The organism is Acinetobacter sp. A2 (assembly GCF_012371325.1).
Lineage (GTDB): Bacteria > Pseudomonadota > Gammaproteobacteria > Pseudomonadales > Moraxellaceae > Acinetobacter.
On the sequence record NZ_JAAZQX010000023.1, the window covers coordinates 1 to 21579 of the forward strand.

Below are 21579 nucleotides of genomic sequence, written 5' to 3' on the forward strand. Positions count from 1 at the left end.
TCAAACCAAATGGCAATATTTCCGCGACTCATGAGTGCTCGGTTATATGCGGGCCAATTGGTTGTGCGGTAGATTTTCTGTGTAGGCTTCTTCATTTGAAAATTATATCGCTGAAAAAGCCTTTACAGATAGGTTTGTGCAACAAAGCCATCTCATAAATAAAAATTACACCTCACATAATTTTTGCTAATATGTATTAAAATTGTTCACCAAAAGTAAATGGCATGAAACACATCCTTATTCCTGTGCTGGTGGTGTTGGTGGTCGTGTTGGGTTACTTGGTCTATCACGAAGAAGCAAAGCGCAAACAAACCGAACTCAATCAGGTTTTGAATGAATCGGCAAATTTATCGCTCAAAAAAGCGGTTAGATCTGAAGTGCCAACCAAACAAGAAACTGATTAAAATTTATCGACTTAAGCCATACCGAGTGAATTACTCCATTTATCAAAGGATTGTGGCTGTCATTTCATCGTAAAAATTTAACTTTAATTCAAAAAACTGGAAATTAAAAAAAATCTCTATGGTATAATTTGCCAATCCAAAAACTCAATCAAGACACATTAAGTGTAGTTGGGTGTCTGATTGAATGAAGTAAAAATGAATAAGGCTGCATAAATGTTATGCGGCTTTTTTATTTACAATCTTGAAAATTGCATCTTGTTGAAATCAAATACTTGATTGTGAATTAAGTTTATTTTTACTGCGTACTTTTTATGCGGCACTATTATTATTGCAACACAAACCAAGTTTGAGTAATGACTTAAGGTTTGTGCATGTTGCTATTCAGTTCAATTACAGGGGCTAGGTCATGACGACTCCTAATCCATCTTCGGCAGGAATGCTTGAGCGCTTGTTTAAACTTAGCGAAAACAAGACCACATTCCGCACCGAGCTTTTGGCGGGTGTAACCACATTCTTAACCATGTGTTACATCATTATTGTCAATCCGATGATTTTATCTGAAACAGGGATGGATCATGGCGCGGTCTTTGTCGCAACCTGTTTAGCCGCTGCAATTGGCTGTTTGGTCATGGGGATTATTGCCAATTATCCAATTGCGCTTGCACCGGGCATGGGCTTAAACGCTTATTTTACTTATTCCGTATGTTTGGGCATGGGTGTACCATGGCAAACGGCATTGGCTGCAGTCTTTGTTTCAGGGATTATTTTCATTGCCATCAGCATGTTTAAAATCCGTGAAGCGATTGTCAATGCTATCCCGATGTCATTAAAACTGGCTATTGGTGGTGGAATTGGCTTATTCCTTGCCTTAATCGCACTCAAAAATGCAGGTGTTATTGTTGATAATCCTGCAACCTTGGTTGGTTTGGGGGATTTAAAACAACCTTCAGTTTTACTGGCATTGTTTGGCTTTTTAATGGTGGTGGTGATGCATCACTTTAAAGTTCGCGGTGCGATTATCATTAGCATTTTAGTCCTTACGGCCATTTCAACTGCATTAGGCCTGAGTGAATTCAAAGGCGTTGTAGGTGAAATTCCATCTATTGCACCAACATTTATGCAAATGGATTTTGAAGGTCTGTTTACGGCTAGCTTAATTGGTGTGATTTTTGTCTTTTTCTTGGTTGATTTATTCGACTCTACAGGCACGTTGGTTGGGGTTTCACACCGTGCAGGTTTGTTAAAAGATGGCAAACTTCCTCGTTTGAAAAAAGCCTTGTTTGCTGACTCATCTGCAATTGTAGCGGGGGCAGCATTAGGTACTTCATCCACCACACCTTATATTGAGTCTTCTGCAGGGGTTGCTGCGGGTGGTCGTACTGGTTTAACGGCAGTTATTGTTGGTCTATTATTTATTGCCTGCTTGTTCTTGGCTCCACTTGCACAATCTGTGCCTGGTTTTGCCACAGCACCTGCGTTGTTATTTGTCGGTGTGTTGATGATTCAAGGCATTGTGCATATTGACTGGGACGACATCACTGAAGCAGTTCCTGCATTCTTAACCGTGGTATTTATGCCGTTTACCTATTCAATTGCCGATGGCATTGCGATGGGTTTTATTAGCTATGCGTTAATTAAATTACTTACAGGCAAAGCGAAGTCTGTGCCGTATATGGTATGGATTATTGCAGCATTGTGGGCCTTAAAATTTGCCATGTTTGGCGGTTAATATTCTCAAACAGCAAAAGGGTGTAAACTCAGTTTACACCCTTTTTTCTTTCTTAAATTCTCCCATAAAATAGCAAAACAGGATGAAACATGAACCCATTAGAGTTAATTCGTGCATTGCCTAAAGCAGAATTGCATGTGCATATTGAAGGTACTTTTGAACCTGAACTGATGTTTGCCATCGCGCAGCGCAACCAAATTGAAATTCCTTATCAGTCGGTAGAAGAAGTTAAACAAGCCTATAACTTTCATAATTTGCAGTCTTTTTTAGATATTTATTATGCAGGCGCACAAGTATTGGTGCATGAACAAGACTTTTATGATTTGGCGTGGGCCTACTTTGAAAAATGTGCTGCAGATCGTGTGGTTCATACTGAAATGTTTTTTGACCCGCAAACCCATACCGAGCGCGGTGTGCCATTTGCAACGGTCATCAATGGTTTACAACGTGCTTGCGATGATGCACAGACAAAATTAGGCATCAGCTCACATTTGATTATGTGTTTTTTACGCCATTTGAGTGAAGAGGCGGCCTTTGAAACTTTAGAGCAGGCATTACCTTATAAAGATCAGATTATTGCTGTGGGCTTGGATTCGAGTGAAATGGGGCATCCGCCTGCAAAGTTTGAACGTGTCTTTGCCAAAGCACGTGAAGCAGGTTTTTTAGTGGTGGCGCATGCAGGTGAAGAAGGCCCAGCAGAATATGTTTGGGAAGCATTGGATTTGCTTAAAGTAAATCGTATTGATCATGGCGTACGTTCAGAAGAAGACCCAGTGTTATTGCAGCGTTTAATTGCAGAAAAGATGCCACTCACGGTATGTCCGCTGAGTAATTTAAAGCTGTGTGTGGTTAATGATATGGCCCAGCACAATATTCGTCGCTTATTGCAACAAGGGGTGAAAGTCACAGTTAATTCTGATGATCCATCTTATTTTGGTGGTTATATGAATGATAACTTTATTGCAATTAGCCAAGCTTTAGATTTAAGCAATGATGAACTGAAACAATTGGCAATCAACTCTTTTGAAGCCTCGTTTATTTCGGCTGAAGAAAAACAGAAATGGATAGATCAAATTCAGGCATTGGCTTGAACTTAATGCAATGCACACGATGCTAGATTACAAAAAAAGCAGCTTGATAGAAGCTGCTTTTTTTTGTGGGAGAGAGTTTTGTATTGTTTTAAATTAAAGTTTTAGTTAGATGATTTGCCTTGTTGAGTCATACTGCGAAGTACGTCATCTTTATCAATAAAATGATGTTTCAGTGCGGCAAGCACATGACCGACCACCATTGCACCCGCAAACCAAGACAAATAAGTATGTACAGGTTTTACAATGGCCAACAGCTCAGGGTTTTTATCCAACAAAGCTGGAATTTCAAATAAATACAGTATAGGTACGGGTTTCCCCACGCTCCAGCTAAATAAATAGCCTGTAATTGGAATGGCAATCAGCATGAAATACAAACCCAAGTGCCCTAAGTGTGCCAAAGTTTTCATAAATGGTGACATGCTGTCTGGCAGTTGTGGCGCAGGGTGGGTATAACGCCAAAATAGTCGAATTACCAATAAAAAGATAATAGGTGTGGCAATATTCTTATGTAAGGTAATTACATCGCCTTTAAAGCTACCATCTGACTCATAACTTAAAAAATTACCGCTAAAAAAGCCGACTGCCCATGCGGTAATAAATATAACTGCCATCAGCCAATGTAAAACTTGTGCGGTACGGGTGTAGTACTGATTCGTCTGTTTCATGCTGTGTTTCAGAGCAAAATTGATGTTTGCATGCTAAACAATGCGTTATAGGCAAAAAAGCACCTGTGTGCAACGGAGTGTTGAAAATCTGCAACGCTGCTGAAATGAGGCCAAAAAATAGTGATGGAAATAACAAATCACTATTCCTTCACTGCTGAAGTTTAGGCACAATAGCGGCATTGTAATGATCATCAGATCAAATGATCCTTAATATGGGAAAAACCTTTATGAAAAAATTACTTGCTGTATTGGCACCTATCGCATTGGTTTTATCTGCATGTACCACAACCACGGGTACAACCACACCTGCACCAACAGCGACACAACAACTAGGCATGGCTGCAATTAAAATTGCAATTAATGCGAAATGTGTCACTGAGCTAAACAACATTCCTGCATGGCATACTGCAACACGTGTCATGACATCAACTCAGAAGCAAAATATTCAAGCTGAAATTTGTGGCTGTGTGAGTGAAAAAGCACCACAAAACGTGACTGCAGTTGATTTGGCAACTGCTGCGATTGATCCTGCTGCACGTGCCACAATTGTGAGCAACGCAGTGTCTAGAACCATTAATGCCTGTGTAGCAGAAGCGGTTAGATAAGCTCACTCACTCAAAACTCAATATAGGCACATTATTGTGCCAAAATAGGCTGAATATTCAGCCTATTTTTCTGGAACATAGACATGAAAATTGCAGGTGTAGATGAAGCAGGGCGTGGACCTTTAGTAGGTTCCGTGGTTGCTGCTGCTGTCATTTTAGATCCGAATAACCCAATTGAGGGCTTAAACGATTCTAAAAAACTAACTGAAAAGAAACGTGAAAAGTTGTTTTTTGAAATTCAGGAAAAAGCACTGGCTTGGGCGATTGCAGACGCTTCTGCTGCCGAAATTGATGAATACAATATTTTACAAGCATCTTTGTTGGCGATGCGTCGTGCGGTAGAGGCTCTCTCCATTCAACCAGTGCATGTATTAGTGGATGGCAATAAAATTCCGCAGGGTTTAAGTATGTCTTGTGATGCTGTTGTAGGGGGGGATGCTTTGCATCCAGAAATTTCTGCAGCCAGCATTTTAGCCAAAGTGGCGCGTGACCGTGAAATGGTACTGCTTGATCAAGAGTTTCCGCAATTTGGTTTTGCTAAGCATAAGGGCTACCCAACCAAAGCTCACTTTGAAGCAATTGCTCAGCACGGTGTGATCGCTGCGCATCGACGTAGTTTTGCCCCAGTGCGTAAAGCGCTGGAATTAATGGAAAACTCACAGTAAGTTTCATGCAAAAATGCTGGAGATTACATTAAAAAACGTGTCACTTTGAAAAGCATACAGTAGAAAAATTTAAAGCGGCTCAATGGCCGCTTTATATTCAATCACATTTAATCGCTTAACGATTAAAGTCATTTTGTGAGTAGTTATCTTCTTCAAATGAAGGTTGATAATCTTGATCAAGGTGCTGTAAGTGCTCATGCATGGCACGTTCGTGTTGAATACGTTGATAAATTTCTTCACGATGAACCGATACTTCTTTCGGGGCATTTACACCAATACGAACTTGGTTACCTTTCACACCAAGTACAGTCACGCTGACTTGGTCCCCAATCATTAATGTTTCTCCGACACGTCGGGTCAGAATCAGCATGTTTATCTCCTTGCAAAATGCTAAACCTGCATTGATTTTTTAAAGCAAATTAAAAGTCACAACCACATAAAAAACAATTAAATTTTATCAGAATGTACCATTATTCATTTTATAAGATACACATCTGCCAAAATTTATAAAAGCATGTTGCTCAATATAACAGAGCCACTATAAAAAAAACTATAGTGGCTCTATTTTTTTGTACTTTTTCGCAAAATTTGTCAGACAATTACATTTTCTGACAGGGTGTATTAAGCGCGTGCGCTAGACTCGCCACTTTCACGATCTAGACCAAATACAGTGTGTAAAGTACGTACTGCAAGCTCTAAATAGTTTTCTTCAATAATGACTGAAATTTTAATTTCAGAAGTAGAAATCATGAGAATGTTGATGCCTTCATCTGCAAGTGCAGTAAACATTTTGCTTGCAACACCTGCGTGTGAACGCATACCTACACCTACGATAGATACTTTTACGATGTCGCCTCGTGTAGCGACTTCACGCGCACCAATTTCTTTGGCAGTTGCTTCAAGAATTGATTTTGCTTTGGCAAGTTCGCCACGGTTTACGGTAAAAGTAAAGTCAGTTGTACCATCTTCTTCTACGTTTTGGATGATCATGTCAACTTCAACATTGGCAGCGCCAATAGGTGACAAGATTTTAGATGCAATACCTGGCTCATCAGGCACACCTAAAATAGTTAATTTTGCTTCATCACGGTTAAACGCGATACCTGAGATGATAGGTTGTTCCATGTTGTCTTCCAATTCAGTAGTAATGAGTGTGCCGACATTTTGTTTAAAGTCTTCGTCGAATGCGCCATCATCGTCATTATCAAAACTTGATAATACACGTAAAGGGACTTGGTATTTACCTGCAAATTCAACCGCACGAATTTGTAATACTTTAGAGCCTAATGACGCCATTTCTAGCATTTCTTCAAAAGAAATACGATCTACTTTTTTAGCTTTTGGTGCAACGCGTGGGTCAGTGGTATATACGCCATCTACATCTGTGTAAATTTGACATTCATCTGCTTTTAAAGCAGCAGCCAATGCAACGCCAGAAGTGTCTGAACCACCGCGACCTAAAGTTGTGGTATTGCCTTCAGCATCGAAGCCTTGGAAACCAGCAACTACAATCACACGACCTGCATCTAGGTTTTCAGTCAATACATCGGTATTGATTGATTCAATACGTGCTTTGGTAAAAGCGCTGTCAGTTTGAATACCAACTTGGCGACCTGTTAGTGATTTTGCTGCAACGCCAATAGAGTTCAGCGCCATCGCTAACATTGAAATCGTTACCTGTTCGCCTGTAGACACCATTTGGTCTAGTTCACGCGGGTCAGGGGTTTCGGTAATGGCTTTCGCGAGAGCGAGTAGGCGATTGGTTTCGCCACTCATGGCAGAAACCACAACCACTACTTGGTGGCCATGATCATGCCAGCGCTTCACACGACGAGCAACATTTAAAATGCGCTCGGGGGTACCCATTGAAGTACCGCCATATTTTTGAACGATTAGTGCCATAGTTGTTCCATATAAGCCATGACCCTGAATTACCGGTTCAGGGTCAGTTACACAAAAAGTGAAGTTATTTTGCCGCAAGCCAAGCAGTTAAATCTGCCATTACTGTTGCAAACTTCTCGTTAAGTGGCGCGCCACCTTGTGCCAAATCAGGTTTACCACCACCTTTACCACCTAGCTCTGTAGCCAAGTGTTTAATGATGTCACCTGCTTTAATCGTAGCAGTAAAGTCTTTTGCAACAGAAGCGATTAAGCTGACTTTATCGTCTTCTACACCTGCAAGTACAATCACTGCATTGTCGAGTTTAGATTTTACACCGTCGTGTAAGTTACGCAGTGATTTTGCGTCCATACCTTGAGCCGTTGTAATCAGCGTTTGACGACCCGCAATCTCTTGAACTTGGCTTAGAAGTTCTGTTGCTTGGAAGTTTGCCAATTTTTGATTGAGCTGTTCAATTTGTTTTTGAAGGCTAGAGGCAGTGTCGACCAAACTGGTGACTTTTTCTAAAGTCTGGTCTTTTTGCGCTTTTAATAATGCATTGATGCTGCTGATGTCACGTTCAGTTTTTTGAACGGCATCAACGGCTTTGCTGCCTGTAATCGCTTCAATACGACGCACGCCAGCTGCAACACCACCTTCAGAGATGATTTTGAATAAGCCAATATCGCCCGTACGTTTTACGTGAATACCACCACACAGTTCAATCGAGAAGTTTTTATCTTCGATCATAGAACCCATAGAAAGTACGCGAACTTCATCACCATACTTTTCGCCAAATAGCATCATCGCACCTTTGGCTTTCGCTGCTTCAATGTCTAATAGTTCAGTAGACACGGCAGTGTTGGCAATGACTTCTGCATTGACCAAGCGCTCAATTTCTTGCAATTGCTCAAATGACACAGGTTGGTCATTGGCAAAGTCAAAACGTAAAATGTCAGAGGCAACCAATGAACCTTTTTGTTGTACATGCGCACCCAAAACTTGACGTAGGGCAGCATGTAACAGGTGTGTTGCAGAGTGATTGCGTGCAGTTGCTTCGCGGATATCTGCTTTTACAATGGCTTCGACCGTTTGCGCAGCTTTTAGGCTGCCCATCGTCACAATACCTTGATGGACAAATGCACCGCCAGATTTTTTGGTGTCTTGAACTTCAAAAATACCTGTTTCGTTTTTGAAGAGTCCTGTGTCGCCAATTTGACCACCGCTTTCTGCATAGAAAGGCGTTTGATTCAGTACGATTAAGGCTTCATCGCCTTCAACGACTTCATCAACTTGCTCACCATCTTTATAGATTGCGATGATTTGACCTTCGCCTGCAGTAGCATCGTAACCATCGAATTGAGTGTCACCTTCAATTTTCACAATCGAGTTGTAGTCAACAGCAAATTTACCTGCGTCACGTGCACGTTGGCGTTGTGCTGCCATTTCAACTTCAAAACCCGCTTCGTCAATGGTCAATTCACGTTCACGCGCAATGTCTGCTGTTAAGTCAGTCGGGAAGCCGTAAGTGTCATACAGTTTAAATACGACTTCGCCTGGAATTACAGAGCCTTTCAGTTGCGCTAATTCACCTTCAAGCAATTTCAAACCTTGCTCAAGTGTTTTGGCGAATTGCTCTTCTTCTTTCAGAAGTTGCGCTTCAATACGTGCTTGTTGTGCTGCAAGTTCAGGATAGGCATCACCCATTACTTCAATGAGTGGCTTCAACATTTTATGGAAGAATGAACCTGTTGCGCCTAATTTGTTGCCGTGACGTACTGCACGACGAATAATACGACGTAAAACATAACCACGACCTTCGTTAGAAGGGTTTACACCATCGGCAATTAGGAAGCAGCAAGAGCGGGCGTGGTCAGCTACTACTTTAAGTGAAGCAGGGTAGTCTACAGGTTTACCAGTTTGCTGTGCAGTTGCCTCAAGCTCAGTTGTGTCTAAACCAATAATTTCTGCTGCATTTTTGAGTAAGTGCTGGAACAGGTCAATTTCGTAGTTTGAATTCACATGTTGCAATACTGCAGAAATACGTTCCAAGCCCATACCTGTATCTACAGAAGGTGCTGGAAGCGGGTGTAATACACCATCTGCAGTGCGGTTGAACTGCATAAATACGTTGTTCCAGATTTCAATGAAACGGTCGCCATCTTCTTCAGGCGTGCCTGGTAAGCCACCCCAGATATGATCGCCATGATCATAGAAAATTTCAGAACAAGGACCGCAAGGACCTGTATCACCCATTGCCCAGAAGTTATCTGAAGCATATTGGCCGCCTTTGTTGTCGCCAATACGGATAATACGAGATGCATCTAAACCAATTTCTTTGTTCCAGATGTCAAACGCTTCATCATCGGTATGATAAACCGTGGCATATAAACGGTCTTTCGGTAGCGCCAACCATTGTTCGCCTGTTAGAAACTCCCAAGCAAATTTAATCGCATCACGTTTGAAGTAATCACCAAACGAGAAGTTACCTAGCATTTCAAAGAAAGTATGGTGACGTGCGGTATAGCCTACGTTGTCTAAGTCGTTGTGTTTACCGCCTGCGCGCACACATTTTTGAGAAGAGACAGCACGTACATAATCACGTTTTTCTAGCCCAAGGAAACAGTCTTTAAACTGGTTCATACCCGCATTGGTAAATAACAAGGTTGGGTCGTTGGTGGGTACTAGAGAACTCGATGCGACACGTGTATGCCCTTGCGATTCAAAGTAACGCAAAAATGCTTCACGAATTTCAGCTGATGTCATAAAACGAGTACTCACAACCAAGTCACTCCATAATTTCCGATTTGGCTAAACGCAAGACAGTCTGACAAAAATAATTCTTTTGCTGTCATGCAGGCTTAAAATTTTAAAAACGCCAAATTATAACGGAAAAAGCCATTATCACCAATCATTTTAGTGTGAATAGATGACAATTCTGACGCAAACTTTGTTGCGATTACGCAGAATAAATCTTTGCAATAGAAGATGATGAACATTTACATTCAAAGTAAGTGCTTACTGCGGGTCACGGAGTATGCCGAACTGCCATAAAGCGGAATGCAGAAAAGTTAAGAAAACGTAGATGTGCGGTAGAAAACCAAAGCTGATATTTTAATTTGCCGAATTAAACAACAAATTGCGTGAAAATTCGCAGAATTGATCTGATTTTTTTCAGTAGTTGAGCAAAATCTATTAACATAGCACTGCTTAAATTTTGATTTCATTATGAAAGGATCAGTCATGCAACGAGTGGCAATCAATGGCTTTGGTAGAATCGGGCGCAATGTGCTGCGGGCTTGGTTTGAAAATCCCAAAGACTTTCATTTTGAAATCGTGGCCATTAACGATATTGCCGATGTCGAAACTTTGGTGCACTTGTTTAAATATGACAGTACCCACGGTCGTTTTAAAGGGCAGGTCGAAATTAGTCTTGAAGATGAACAGGTTTTTCTGAATATTTCTGCGGGCTTGGCACAACTCAAAGTTCAGGTGCTGAATCAGGCGCAACCTGCACAGTTACCGTGGCAATCACTGAATGTCGATGTGGTTTTGGAATGTACAGGTCTGTTTCGTTCACGTGAAGCTGCGACCCAGCATATTACTGCGGGCGCCAAACGTGTCATTATTGGTGCAGCCCCATTCGATACTGTCGATGCTGCGATTGTCTATGGTGTCAATCATCACGAAGTCAAATCCACAGATCAAATTATTTCCAGTGTGTCGTGTACCACGCAGGCTTTAGTGCCATTGGTTAAAATTATTGATGATGCTTTTGGCATTAACACGGCTTTAATGACCGAAATTCACGCAGTCACAGCAGATCAAACTGTGCTGGATCAGGCGCACCGTGATTTACGTCGTGCCCGAGCATCAGGGCAAAATATTATTCCAACCACTTCATCTGCTTTGGGTGCATTAAAACAGGTGATGCCTAAAATGGCAGATCGGATTGATGGCTATTCTATTCGTGTGCCGACCATCAACGTCGCTGCAATTGACTTGACTTTTATTTCGCAGTCACCCATTACGGTGCACAAATTAAATCAGGTGCTGTGTGCTTCGGCCGCGCATGATTATGCAGAAATTATGCAAGTGACCGATGAGCCCTTAGTGTCGAGTGATTTTAATCATTCGCCTTATTCATTAATTGTCGATTTAAGCCAGACTATGGTGGTAGGGCATCAGGCCAAAGTTTTTGCGTGGTATGATAATGAATGGGGCTATGCCAACCGTTTACTCGACTTGTGTGAATCTTTTAGTCAGCGAGCGGCGTGATTTTTAGCTTGTACGGTTTGCTATACAAAGCCGCTAAAGCATGTAATAGTGATGGGTGTTTAGATGAAAATCCGAAGTTAATTCATTGATGAATATAACAAATTTAGCCTATAAGATTGAAAATAGAGTAGTGGGATGATGATTATTTTATTGTGGGGATTTATTCTTTTGTTGGCGCTAGCCGTGATTTTTTTGATTTGGTTGCAATTCAGAAATCAGGCAGACAGCAACTCCGATGTGCAGCACCAACAACAATTGGAACAGAAAGTGTTGCATTTGGAAGAAAACCTGAAAAAGACGCTAGAAATTATGCAGGACTTGGCTAAAAAAATGCAAGTTCAGCAAGATGCTTTGGATAAAACTGTACAAAAAACCACGCAGTTAGAAATGCAGAATGCAGAGTTGGTCAATTTGTTAGCCAAAGCAGTTAAAGCGAATCAGGACTTTTAAAGAATTGCATTTTAATATCGTGTTGAATCAAGCTTTTTTTTACCGCATATTTCAGAAAAAGTCAGGTGCATGAGCAAAAGTATCATGCTAAACTAGGAGAAATCGGGTGTGCTCCCGATTTTTTTATGCGGATTCGTTCCGCGCAAACAAGAATTTAGGTTTACAACATGCCCATTTCAGAGACATGGTTATTACCTGATGGTGTAGCTGATGTATTACCAGAACAAGCGCAAGTCATTGAAAACTTGCGTCGTAAGTCACTGGATTTCCTCGCATCTCGAGGTTATCAGTTGGTGTACACGCCATTCATTGAATACATCGAATCTCTATCTTCTCTTTCAGAATCGAATCAAGATTTAGACCTTGCCACATTTAAAGTCATCGACCAACTTTCAGGTCGTTTACTGGGTGTGCGTGCCGATATGACGCCACAAGTGGCACGTATTGATGCGCATGTACATCCTGTGGATGGCGTTGCACGTTACTGCTATGCAGGTACAGTTTTACATACTAAACCACAAGGTTTTAATACCACACGTGCGCCGTTGCAATTGGGTGCAGAATTATTTGGTTCAGACAGCATTGATGCCGATGTAGAAATGGTTGATTTGATGATCAGCCTACTACAGGAAGCGGGTCTGGCCGATGGCGTGCATTTGGACTTAGGTCATGTGGGTCTGTTCCGCAGCTTGGTTCAACAGGCAGAGCTAAGCAAAGCGACTGAACGCCAATTGTCAGATTTATATCAGCGTAAAGCATTGCCAGAACTGGCTGACTTTACTCAAGATTTAAACTTTGGTTCAGATTTCTATGCCCTAGGTCGCTTTGCCAGTGATTTAGATGCCTTACAAGCCAATTTAAGTGCTACAGTATTGGAAAATCCTGAGTTTAAGCAGGCTTTTGATGCAGTGAAAGCAACACAGGCTGAAATTCAGGCACGCTGGCCAAATCTACATATTGGTATTGATGTGGTAGAGCTACGTTCATATCACTATCACACTGGCTTAATGTACGCAGTGTATGCGCCAAATCGTGCTGCGCCATTGGCTCAAGGTGGCCGTTACGATGGTATTGGTCAACACTTTGGACGTGCACGCCCTGCAACAGGTTTCTCATGTGACTTGTTTGTATTAAGCGCAGGCCGTTTTGAATCAGCAGCCGTTGTGGTTGCACCTAAGGGTACTCAGGCAGATTTGCTTGCTGCGGTTCAGCAAACTCGTGCGCAAGGCTTTAGTGTAATTCAATTGTTGGGCAATGATGATTTAAACTCAGTTCCATACGCAACGCACCAATTGGTACTTGCAAATGGTGAGTGGACTGTCGAAAAAATTTAATCGCCAAGGCATGTTTCATGTCGCAGGTCTTGGTTTTCAATTTTAACAGCATGATGTAATGAGGCTATTATGGGCAAGAATGTTGTGGTACTTGGTACCCAATGGGGCGACGAAGGTAAAGGTAAAATCGTCGACCTGCTCACAGATCAGGCGGCTGCAGTCGTTCGTTATCAAGGCGGACACAACGCAGGTCATACTCTCGTGGTTGGTGGTAAGAAAACTGTATTACACCTCATTCCATCAGGTATTTTACGTGAAAACGTACTGTGCTTAATTGGTAATGGTGTTGTACTTTCTCCAGAAGCGCTGATTAAAGAGATGGGTATTCTGGAACAAGAAGGCGTGCCAGTGAAAGAGCGTTTACGTATTTCACCAAACTGTCCGCTTATTTTGCCAAACCACATTGCGCTTGACCAAGCACGTGAGAAAAAACGTGGTAATGCCAAAATTGGTACTACAGGTCGCGGTATTGGCCCTGCTTATGAAGATAAAGTTGCACGTCGTGCAATCCGTGTTGCAGACTTGGTTCGTGGTGGCGAAGCGTTACGTACCCAATTGGCTGAATTACTGGACTACCATAACTTCCAATTAACAGAATACTACGGTGTAGAAGCTGTTCAGTTAGAAGAAGTATTGGCATTGTGTGAACAATGGCGTGAAGTTATTGCACCATTAGTAGTTGATGTAACGACCGAAATTCATAATTACCGTAAAAACGGTGACAACATTATGTTTGAAGGTGCGCAAGGTTCATTACTTGATGTTGACCATGGTACTTATCCGTATGTGACTTCATCGAATACAACTGCGGGCGGTGTAAGCTCTGGTTCAGGCTTAGGTCCATTACATTTAGACTACGTTTTAGGTATTACCAAAGCTTATACCACACGTGTAGGTGCAGGCCCATTCCCAACTGAGTTGGTATATGACGCTGCAAATGACGTGGGTGATGCGATTGGTAAACACTTAGGTACTGTGGGTCACGAATTTGGTGCATCTACAGGTCGTCAGCGCCGTTGTGGTTGGTTTGATGCAGAAATTCTACGCCGTTCAGTGGATGTAAACTCACTTTCTGGTATCTGCTTAACCAAGTTAGACGTATTAGATGGCTTAGAAGAAATCAAAATCTGTGTGGGTTATGAAAATACCGATTCAGGTTGTGTAGGTTCTTCTGACGCACTTGCATACGAAAACTTAAAGCCAATTTATGAAACAATGCCAGGTTGGTCTGAATCAACTGTGGGTGCAACGAGTGTGGAACAATTGCCTGAAAATGCAATTAACTACATTAAGCGTCTTGAGAAATTGATTGAGTGTCCAATCGACATTATTTCTACTGGCCCAGACCGCGCAGAAACGATTGTATTACGTCATCCATTTGATGCTTAAGTATTTGTGCTGCGGCATAAAACATAAGTAATCTTTTGATGTACTTAGCCCTGTCTAAATGATGGGGCTTTTTATTATCAAGCTTGAGCAAGTCATTCATCTCAATATTGAAGATGATGCAGAATATGCTATTTTTTCAAGACTAAAGTTGCATGTGACAAGCACTGTGCAGCGCAGGGTGGCTTGTTACAATGCCTTTTAGAAAATTAAATTTAATTAAGGTTATGCAGGATGCATAAAAATATTACGAGTACGATTTTTTATTCGCTGTTATTTGCAATGGGTGGAGCACCGACCATTGCCATGATGCTGATTTTATCGCAAAAGCATGATCCGAATATTATGTACCAAGCCTTCATTGGTTTGAGTGTCATTTTTGCCTGCATTTTAGTTCCACTGATTCTGATTCAAAATGCGTACTTGCTCTACAAACGTAAAAATCCAGAAATGGAAGAAAAAGTAGAAGTAGTGTCTAAAATCTACTTGGGCTTAAATATTTTTTGTTTGGTGTTTTGGCTCTGTTATCAGTTCTTGTATTAATTCTTGTAACGCTTATGCAGATATATAATCTGTACAGAGCTTAGGTGTCGTTTACATAAATAATATGATTATGAAGCGATTATAGATTTAAAGCCTTGAATTGATTTCATATAATTGATTGATATGAAGATAGCTCGTAAGGCGGAGATTATTATAATGAACAAAAAACTGATGTTGAGTTTATGTGCCGCAGGCGCAATCACAATTTCTGGGTGTACTACTGTTGCAGACATGGCGGGAGCAGATACTGCAACCTTGAATGCGACGGCAACTAAAAGCTATAACGCGATGGTGCAAGATGCACGTACAAAGAATCAGTTAGATACTAGCTCGACTACGTATAAGCGTATTAACACTGTTTTTCAGCGCTTAATTCCACATGCCAATCAAATGAGCCAAACAGGGCAGCCTTTCCAATGGCAATTGGCGGTGCTTAAGTCTGATCAGGTAAACGCTTTTGTTGCACCTGGCGGTAAGGTTGTGTTCTATACAGGTATTGTCAACAAACTGAATTTGACCGATGCTGAAATTGCTGCAATTATGGGGCACGAAATGGTGCACGCACTAGAAGAACACGCTAAAAGTAAAATTGGTGCGCAAGCTTTAACAAACTTGGCGTTGAATGTTGGCTTAAGTGCAGCGGGTAACAACGTCGGTCAATTGGGTGCTGCTGCAGCGCAATTAGGTACTCAAATTGGCATAGGCTTGCCTTATTCACGTAATTTGGAAGGTCGTGCCGATCAGGGTGGCTTAATGCTTATGGCGCGTGCAGGTTATAACCCGCAAGCTGCTATTACCCTTTGGGAAAAAATGAACAAACTTGAAGGTGGCGGTGGTGCATCGTTCTTATCAACGCACCCATCGAACAGTCAGCGTATTGAGGCGATGCGTAAAAACTTACCTGCAGCTCAGGCAATTTATAACCAAAACCGCCGCTAAGATAACATTAGTCAGTAAGACAGATGAATCAAAGAAAGGATGTGCATAGAAATGCGCATCCTTTTTTTAAATTTTTGACTTTAAACAATATAAAAATGGTGCGTTATAGCTGAACTCATGTTTTCAATTTAAACGCCAGCTCACTTATTTACTTCAATTTCTAATTTCATTTTAAAGCAGTGCTTAAAATGAAATTACGGTGCTGGATTTGGTTGCTGACGATGAATCGCTTCAATGCCCTGTAGCACTTCTTCAGATAAATTGACATCAAACGCATCAATATTTTCTTTAAGTTGTGCCATAGTGGTTGCTCCAATAATGGTACTGGTCACAAAAAATTGCTGCTTAATAAAGGCTAATGCCATTTGCGTTAAGCTCAAGCCATGCTGCTCTGCAAGTTGAGCATATTGCTCTGTAGCCCATTCACTTTCAGGGTTGCTGTAGCGGCTAAAACGTGAATATAAAGTGACGCGTGCACTGGCAGGACGTGCGCCGTTGCGGAATTTACCAGTTAAATAACCAAAAGCCAAAGGAGAGTAGGCAAGCAGTCCTACACCTTCATAATGGGCAATTTCAGACATGCCAATTTCATAGCTACGGTTGAGCAGGTTATAAGGGTTTTGCACACTCACGAATTTGCTTAAACCAAGCTGTTCTGCCAAGTGTAAAAACTTCATGGTGCCCCATGGAGTTTCATTGGATAGACCGATATAACGAATTCGCCCTTTTTCAATTTCCTGCTGCAATGCAGTTAAGGTTTCGGCCAAGTCGGTGACTTCCTGGGTATTCTGTGCTTCTGGGTTGCCATACCCAAGCTTGCCAAAAAAGTTGGTTGGGCGTTGTGGCCAGTGTAGTTGGTATAAGTCGATATAATCGGTTTGTAGGCGTTTTAAATTGCCATCCAAGGCTGAGCGAATATCTTGCGCATTAAAGCGGGTTTTGCCATCTCGTATATGGCTACCACCTTGTGATGGCCCTGCAATTTTTGAGGCTAGAAATATTTTGTCACGTCCGCCACGTTGGTGCAGCCAGTGACCAATCATGGTTTCAGTCGCTCCTTGGGTTTCTACTTTGGGTGGAACAGGGTACATCTCTGCGGTATCCCAAAAATACAAGCCACGTTCCAAGGCATAATCCAGTTGTTGGAAGGCATCTGATAGCGTGTTTTGCTCACCAAAGGTCATGGTGCCCAAGCAGATTTCTGGAACTAAAATACCCGTCTTTGCCAATGGTTTAAATTGCATATTGCCTCTCGCTCAAGATTATATTTATGAAGTGATGTTATAAGAGGCTAAACCATTTTGAACCGTTTGTGGCAGTTAAAATTGCTGATGCTTTGTAATGGTCGTAAGAATTGTATTTTTATATTTGAAAATGGCTATAAGTTTTATGCAGGCAATAAAAAAGCAAATCCGAAGATTTGCTTTTTACTTAGCATGAGTATGGCTTATTCGTCATCAAAGTCGCCATCAGTGGCTTCATTTTGCTCCAAAGAAGCATCAAAAATTAGAATGGCTTTACCATCAGTTTCAATCATGCCTTGCTCTTCAAGCGTTTTCAGTACACGACCAACCATTTCACGTGAACAACCCACAATACGGCCAATTTCCTGACGTGTAATGCGAATCTGACGACCATTTGGTAAAATCATAGCTTCTGGCTGTGCAGAAAGGTCAATCAAACAACGTGCAATACGACCAGACACATCAATAAAGGCAAGGTCAGTCACTTTACGTGTAGTATTTTTTAGGCGACGTACCAACTGTGCAAATACTGCATAGCTTAAATCTGGATATTGTTTGCTAAGTTCGTGGAAATTTTCGTATGTAATTTCCGCAATTTCACACACATCACGTGTACGAACTTCTGCAGTACGTTGTGGATTTGATTCAAACAGGCCCATTTCCCCAAAAAAGTCACCTGGATTCAAATACGCAACCACAATTTCACGATCATCATCTTCGCGAAGAATAATTGATACTGAACCTTTTAAAATCAAATACAACGATTTAGATTCAGTCCCCGCATCAACAATAGTTGTCCGTTTTGGATAACGGTTGATGTACGCACGTTTTAATAATGCTTTCACCGAGTCCGGCAGTTGCCCTGGGGACAATGCATCGGTGCTAAGCTGCGAAAAGTTTGAAGTCATGCTAACGGTTCCGAAAATGGATAAATAATAGATCGCACAAGACCTAGTCTGAACTTGTCACACAGTAGAGATGAAATTCCTTATCAACTCAAGTTATGTTAGTGTACAAATACCCGTGTAAATTTATAGCTTTTTTTAGGTAGTTGCAATGCAAACAAGTGTTCAATGGTTAGAGAACGTTGCTTTTGAAGCCAAATCGGAAAGTGGTCATTCTGTAGTGATGGATGGATCTGCAGAATATGGTGGTGAAAACCGTGGACCACGTCCTATGGAACTGATCTTAATGGGACTTGGTGGGTGTGCTTCGTTTGATATTGTGACTATTTTAAAGAAATCGCGCCAAGAAGTGACCCATGTGGAATGTCAGTTGAAGGCTGAACGTGCCGATAGCATCCCTGCAGTTTTTACTAAAATTCACTTACATTTTGTGGTCAAAGGCAAGGCAGTCAAGGAAAAGCAGGTTGCCAAGGCTGTTGAACTTTCTGCAGAAAAGTACTGTTCTGCAAGTAAAATGCTGTCAGATGGTGGTGTAGAAATTAGCCACGATTTTGAAGTTATCGAACAAGAATGAGTTATGACTAGATAGTCAGTCAATGATTGGTATTTTATGCCAATCATTGTTTCAAATTGTATATTTCACCACTTCCTCCTTATTAAATTATTGATATACAACTGTATATTGATTAAATCCACATTATAAAAAATTACCAGATTAAACTTGAAATCTACACTAATCAGTCCAATATTATTACTAAAATCTATCTGTTAATTTTAATTAAGATTTTGAAAAATATATAAAAATTTAATTGAAATTTACATCAGCGTTCCCATATATCCATCAAGTACACAATTTGTTGTGAGGAATAACAAGAATGCGTTTTGAAAAGTTTACCAACCGCTTACAGCAAGCCCTATCTGATGCCCAGTCTCTCGCGATGGGGAAAGACCATACCGCCATTGAGGGTATTCATTTATTAGCGACTTTGCTTGAAGAAGCGTCCAATATCAGCTTATTACAACAAGCAGGTGCAAATTTGCGTGATTTGCAAAGCAAGTTACAGCAAGCGATTGCCGATGCACCAACTTTGGCCAATCCAACAGGTGATATTAATTTAAGCCCAGAAGCGGTTAAAGCGCTGAATTTGGCAGACAGCTTTGCCCAAAAAGCAGGTGATGAGTTTTTATCGACCGATTGGGTAATACTTGGTTTGGCTGAAGTGGGCGCAACCAAAACACTACTTAACAGTGTGGGTGTGACTTCAAACAGTTTGCGTAGCGTGATTGACAAAATTAGAGGGGATGAAAAAGTCATGAGCAATAATCACGAAGATCAACGTGACTCACTCAATAAATACACCATTGATTTAACCGAACGTGCGTTGGCGGGCAAGCTAGACCCAGTCATTGGCCGTGATGATGAAATTCGCCGTACAGTTCAGGTGTTGTCACGCCGTACCAAAAATAACCCTGTGCTTATTGGTGAGCCGGGTGTAGGTAAAACGGCAATTGTTGAAGGTTTGGCACAGCGTATTGTGAATGGTGAAGTGCCTGAAAGCTTAAAAGGCAAACGTGTTTTATCTTTAGATTTAGGCTCGTTATTGGCAGGTGCGAAATATCGTGGTGAGTTTGAAGAACGCCTGAAAGCGGTACTGAAAGACTTGGCCAAACAAGAAGGCGAAGTCATCTTATTTATTGATGAATTGCATACGCTTGTGGGTGCGGGTAAAGGTGATGGTGCAATGGATGCAGGCAACATGTTGAAACCTGCATTGGCACGCGGTGAGTTGCGCTGTGTAGGTGCAACGACTTTAGATGAGTATCGTCAATATATTGAAAAAGATGCTGCTTTGGAGCGTCGTTTCCAAAAAGTATTGGTAGATGAGCCAAGTGTAGAAGACACCATTGCAATTTTACGTGGTCTGAAAGAGCGTTATGAAGTGCACCACGGGGTGAAAATTTTAGACTCTGCGATTATTGCAGCCGCTAAAATGTCGCATCGTTACATTACAGACCGTCAGCTTCCTGACAAAGCCATTGACTTGGTGGATGAGGCCGCTTCACGAATTAAAATGGAGCTAGATTCTAAACCTGAAGCTTTAGATAAATTAGAGCGTCGTTTGATTCAGCTAAAGCTGCAACTTGAAGCAGTGAAGAAAGATGAAGATGCTGGTAGCCGTGCCGAAGTTGCGCATTTAGAAAAACAAATTATTGAAGTTCAGAAAGAATACAATGATTTGGAAGAAGTCTGGAAAGCTGAAAAGACCTTAGTTGAAGGCACCAAGCAAATTCAGACTCAACTTGATCAGGCGCGTATGGCATTGCAAAAAGCACAGCGTGAAAATGACTTGGCTGAAATGTCACGTTTGCAATACGGTGTGATTCCTGAATTGGAAAAACAATTGGCGCAAGATGAGTTGGTTGAAGAGAAAGAAGAGCCAAAATTATTGCGTAACAAAGTGACAGACAATGAAATTGCAGAAGTGGTCAGTGCTGCAACGGGTATTCCTGTATCGAAAATGCTGCAGGGTGAGCGTGAAAAACTGCTGAACATGGAAGACTTCTTGCATAAACGTGTTGTTGGGCAAGAAGAAGCTGTGGTAGCAGTGTCGAATGCGGTACGTCGTTCACGTGCAGGGCTGTCTGACCCTAACCGCCCAAGTGGTTCGTTCTTGTTCCTTGGCCCGACAGGGGTAGGTAAAACAGAACTGACCAAAGCTTTGGCAAACTTCTTGTTTGACAGCGATGATGCCATGATTCGGATTGATATGTCTGAATTTATGGAAAAACACTCAGTGAGCCGTTTGGTTGGTGCACCTCCAGGCTATGTGGGTTATGAGGAAGGTGGGGTACTCACCGAAGCAGTCCGTCGTAAGCCATATAGTGTAGTGTTGTTTGATGAGGTGGAAAAAGCCCATCCTGATGTGTTTAACATCTTGCTGCAAGTGTTGGATGATGGGCGTTTAACCGACTCTCAAGGCCGTGTGGTGGACTTTAAAAACACCGTGATTGTGATGACCTCTAACCTTGGTTCGCATGATGTACGTGAATTGGGAGATCATCCAAGCCGTGAGGAAGTACGCACCGTGGTAATGGCTGCTGTATCACAACATTTCCGTCCCGAGTTCATTAACCGTATTGATGAATTGGTGGTGTTCCATTCACTGGAAAAAGCACAAATTCGTGGTATTGCCGATATTCAATTGGATCGCTTACGTGCACGTTTAAGCGAGCGCGATTTGAGTTTGTCGATAGACGATTCTGCGTTTGATCAATTGATTGATGCAGGTTTTGACCCTGTTTATGGTGCACGTCCATTGAAACGTGCAATTCAGCAACAAGTTGAAAATACGTTGGCGCAAAAAATCTTAGCAGGTGATTTTGTTGCAGGCGATACGATTTTAATTAAAGCTGAAGCAGGGCAATTGGTGTTTGAGAAAATGAAACTCAGCTAATGCTGCG

At 41.7% G+C, this 21579-nt stretch carries 19 protein-coding genes and 1 pseudogene; 13 read left to right on the top strand and 7 right to left on the bottom strand.

Annotation, left to right across the window (positions count from 1 at the left end):
- Positions 1 to 95, bottom strand: a pseudogene (locus HHA43_RS09475) (IS5/IS1182 family transposase); the annotation flags it as partial.
- A gap of 129 nt (positions 96 to 224) precedes the next feature.
- On the opposite strand from HHA43_RS09475, the gene HHA43_RS09480 reads away from it, so the two are divergent.
- From HHA43_RS09480 to HHA43_RS09490, 3 genes are all read left to right on the top strand, one after another.
- A complete protein-coding gene (locus tag HHA43_RS09480; RefSeq protein ID WP_168419532.1) occupies positions 225 to 404 on the top strand; it encodes a hypothetical protein in 180 nt (59 codons plus the stop codon).
- A 406-nt stretch (positions 405 to 810) separates the two neighbouring features.
- Positions 811 to 2133, top strand: coding sequence for an NCS2 family permease (locus HHA43_RS09485; RefSeq protein WP_168419531.1), 1323 nt, complete (start codon positions 811 to 813; stop codon positions 2131 to 2133).
- Positions 2134 to 2222: 89 nt separating this feature from the next.
- Complete coding sequence (locus tag HHA43_RS09490; protein WP_168419530.1) at positions 2223 to 3224, top strand: adenosine deaminase; 1002 nt, start codon at positions 2223 to 2225, stop codon at positions 3222 to 3224.
- 101 nt (positions 3225 to 3325) lie between these two features.
- On the opposite strand, the gene HHA43_RS09495 is transcribed toward HHA43_RS09490, so the two are convergent.
- The gene (locus HHA43_RS09495) at positions 3326 to 3889 is read right to left on the bottom strand and encodes a cytochrome b (protein WP_168526144.1); all 564 of its coding nucleotides are present in this window, start codon (positions 3887 to 3889) and stop codon (positions 3326 to 3328) included.
- A gap of 227 nt (positions 3890 to 4116) precedes the next feature.
- On the opposite strand from HHA43_RS09495, the gene HHA43_RS09500 reads away from it, so the two are divergent.
- Together HHA43_RS09500 and rnhB are read left to right on the top strand one after the other, a co-directional pair.
- Positions 4117 to 4494, top strand: a complete 378-nt coding sequence (locus tag HHA43_RS09500) for a hypothetical protein (RefSeq protein ID WP_168418997.1) — start codon at positions 4117 to 4119, stop codon at positions 4492 to 4494.
- An 83-nt stretch (positions 4495 to 4577) separates the two neighbouring features.
- Positions 4578 to 5159, top strand: a complete 582-nt coding sequence (gene rnhB, locus HHA43_RS09505; RefSeq protein ID WP_168418996.1) for a ribonuclease HII — start codon at positions 4578 to 4580, stop codon at positions 5157 to 5159.
- Between the two features lie 115 nt (positions 5160 to 5274).
- Here the strand turns inward: rnhB and csrA are convergent, their stop codons facing one another.
- The 3 genes from csrA to alaS form a co-directional block, all read right to left on the bottom strand.
- Complete coding sequence (gene csrA / locus HHA43_RS09510; RefSeq protein WP_004971589.1) at positions 5275 to 5529, bottom strand: carbon storage regulator CsrA; 255 nt, start codon at positions 5527 to 5529, stop codon at positions 5275 to 5277.
- A gap of 251 nt (positions 5530 to 5780) precedes the next feature.
- On the bottom strand, positions 5781 to 7061 hold the full coding sequence (locus HHA43_RS09515) for an aspartate kinase (protein ID WP_168418994.1): 1281 nt from the start codon (positions 7059 to 7061) through the stop codon (positions 5781 to 5783).
- Between the two features lie 64 nt (positions 7062 to 7125).
- Positions 7126 to 9819 carry an alanine--tRNA ligase gene (gene alaS, locus HHA43_RS09520; RefSeq protein WP_323126720.1) on the bottom strand — a complete coding sequence of 898 codons (2694 nt, stop codon included), beginning with the start codon at positions 9817 to 9819 and terminating at the stop codon, positions 7126 to 7128.
- A gap of 462 nt (positions 9820 to 10281) precedes the next feature.
- Between alaS and HHA43_RS09525 the strand changes: the two genes are divergently transcribed.
- The 6 genes from HHA43_RS09525 to HHA43_RS09550 all read left to right on the top strand — a co-directional run bounded on the left by HHA43_RS09525 (position 10282) and on the right by HHA43_RS09550 (position 15968).
- Positions 10282 to 11316 (top strand): type I glyceraldehyde-3-phosphate dehydrogenase, encoded by a 1035-nt coding sequence (locus HHA43_RS09525; RefSeq protein WP_168542507.1) that lies wholly within the window; start codon positions 10282 to 10284, stop codon positions 11314 to 11316.
- A gap of 135 nt (positions 11317 to 11451) precedes the next feature.
- Positions 11452 to 11766 (top strand): hypothetical protein, encoded by a 315-nt coding sequence (locus tag HHA43_RS09530; protein WP_168526148.1) that lies wholly within the window; start codon positions 11452 to 11454, stop codon positions 11764 to 11766.
- A 167-nt stretch (positions 11767 to 11933) separates the two neighbouring features.
- Positions 11934 to 13100: an ATP phosphoribosyltransferase regulatory subunit gene (locus tag HHA43_RS09535; RefSeq protein WP_168542509.1), complete on the top strand. Its 1167-nt coding sequence runs from the start codon at positions 11934 to 11936 to the stop codon at positions 13098 to 13100.
- A 69-nt stretch (positions 13101 to 13169) separates the two neighbouring features.
- Positions 13170 to 14489 (top strand): adenylosuccinate synthase, encoded by a 1320-nt coding sequence (locus HHA43_RS09540; RefSeq protein WP_168526151.1) that lies wholly within the window; start codon positions 13170 to 13172, stop codon positions 14487 to 14489.
- A 231-nt stretch (positions 14490 to 14720) separates the two neighbouring features.
- Positions 14721 to 15029 (top strand): hypothetical protein, encoded by a 309-nt coding sequence (locus HHA43_RS09545; RefSeq protein ID WP_168542510.1) that lies wholly within the window; start codon positions 14721 to 14723, stop codon positions 15027 to 15029.
- A 156-nt stretch (positions 15030 to 15185) separates the two neighbouring features.
- Positions 15186 to 15968, top strand: a complete 783-nt coding sequence (locus HHA43_RS09550; protein WP_168542512.1) for a M48 family metallopeptidase — start codon at positions 15186 to 15188, stop codon at positions 15966 to 15968.
- 194 nt (positions 15969 to 16162) lie between these two features.
- Here HHA43_RS09550 and HHA43_RS09555 read toward each other — a convergent pair whose 3' ends face one another.
- The gene (locus tag HHA43_RS09555; protein WP_168526155.1) at positions 16163 to 17212 is read right to left on the bottom strand and encodes an NADP(H)-dependent aldo-keto reductase; all 1050 of its coding nucleotides are present in this window, start codon (positions 17210 to 17212) and stop codon (positions 16163 to 16165) included.
- Positions 17213 to 17415: 203 nt separating this feature from the next.
- Complete coding sequence (crp, locus tag HHA43_RS09560) at positions 17416 to 18120, bottom strand: cAMP-activated global transcriptional regulator CRP (protein WP_167845925.1); 705 nt, start codon at positions 18118 to 18120, stop codon at positions 17416 to 17418.
- A 148-nt stretch (positions 18121 to 18268) separates the two neighbouring features.
- Between crp and HHA43_RS09565 the strand changes: the two genes are divergently transcribed.
- Together HHA43_RS09565 and clpB are read left to right on the top strand one after the other, a co-directional pair.
- The gene (locus HHA43_RS09565; RefSeq protein WP_168418988.1) at positions 18269 to 18691 is read left to right on the top strand and encodes an OsmC family protein; all 423 of its coding nucleotides are present in this window, start codon (positions 18269 to 18271) and stop codon (positions 18689 to 18691) included.
- A 301-nt stretch (positions 18692 to 18992) separates the two neighbouring features.
- Positions 18993 to 21572, top strand: coding sequence for an ATP-dependent chaperone ClpB (clpB, locus tag HHA43_RS09570; protein ID WP_168418987.1), 2580 nt, complete (start codon positions 18993 to 18995; stop codon positions 21570 to 21572).
- Positions 21573 to 21579: the final 7 nt, after the last annotated feature.

What these genes read in the sequence shown, in the direction of transcription:
- csrA (WP_004971589.1), bottom strand. Translation starts at nt 5,529, where the DNA reads ATGCTGATTCTGACCCGACGTGTCGGAGAAACATTAATGATTGGGGAC.
- clpB (WP_168418987.1), top strand. Translation starts at nt 18,993, where the DNA reads ATGCGTTTTGAAAAGTTTACCAACCGCTTACAGCAAGCCCTATCTGAT.
- HHA43_RS09525 (WP_168542507.1), top strand. Translation starts at nt 10,282, where the DNA reads ATGCAACGAGTGGCAATCAATGGCTTTGGTAGAATCGGGCGCAATGTG.
- HHA43_RS09495 (WP_168526144.1), bottom strand. Translation starts at nt 3,889, where the DNA reads ATGAAACAGACGAATCAGTACTACACCCGTACCGCACAAGTTTTACAT.
- HHA43_RS09480 (WP_168419532.1), top strand. Translation starts at nt 225, where the DNA reads ATGAAACACATCCTTATTCCTGTGCTGGTGGTGTTGGTGGTCGTGTTG.
- HHA43_RS09540 (WP_168526151.1), top strand. Translation starts at nt 13,170, where the DNA reads ATGGGCAAGAATGTTGTGGTACTTGGTACCCAATGGGGCGACGAAGGT.
- HHA43_RS09515 (WP_168418994.1), bottom strand. Translation starts at nt 7,061, where the DNA reads ATGGCACTAATCGTTCAAAAATATGGCGGTACTTCAATGGGTACCCCC.
- crp (WP_167845925.1), bottom strand. Translation starts at nt 18,120, where the DNA reads ATGACTTCAAACTTTTCGCAGCTTAGCACCGATGCATTGTCCCCAGGG.
- HHA43_RS09555 (WP_168526155.1), bottom strand. Translation starts at nt 17,212, where the DNA reads ATGCAATTTAAACCATTGGCAAAGACGGGTATTTTAGTTCCAGAAATC.
- HHA43_RS09485 (WP_168419531.1), top strand. Translation starts at nt 811, where the DNA reads ATGACGACTCCTAATCCATCTTCGGCAGGAATGCTTGAGCGCTTGTTT.
- HHA43_RS09550 (WP_168542512.1), top strand. Translation starts at nt 15,186, where the DNA reads ATGAACAAAAAACTGATGTTGAGTTTATGTGCCGCAGGCGCAATCACA.
- HHA43_RS09535 (WP_168542509.1), top strand. Translation starts at nt 11,934, where the DNA reads ATGCCCATTTCAGAGACATGGTTATTACCTGATGGTGTAGCTGATGTA.
- HHA43_RS09545 (WP_168542510.1), top strand. Translation starts at nt 14,721, where the DNA reads ATGCATAAAAATATTACGAGTACGATTTTTTATTCGCTGTTATTTGCA.
- rnhB (WP_168418996.1), top strand. Translation starts at nt 4,578, where the DNA reads ATGAAAATTGCAGGTGTAGATGAAGCAGGGCGTGGACCTTTAGTAGGT.
- HHA43_RS09500 (WP_168418997.1), top strand. Translation starts at nt 4,117, where the DNA reads ATGAAAAAATTACTTGCTGTATTGGCACCTATCGCATTGGTTTTATCT.
- HHA43_RS09490 (WP_168419530.1), top strand. Translation starts at nt 2,223, where the DNA reads ATGAACCCATTAGAGTTAATTCGTGCATTGCCTAAAGCAGAATTGCAT.
- HHA43_RS09565 (WP_168418988.1), top strand. Translation starts at nt 18,269, where the DNA reads ATGCAAACAAGTGTTCAATGGTTAGAGAACGTTGCTTTTGAAGCCAAA.
- HHA43_RS09530 (WP_168526148.1), top strand. Translation starts at nt 11,452, where the DNA reads ATGATGATTATTTTATTGTGGGGATTTATTCTTTTGTTGGCGCTAGCC.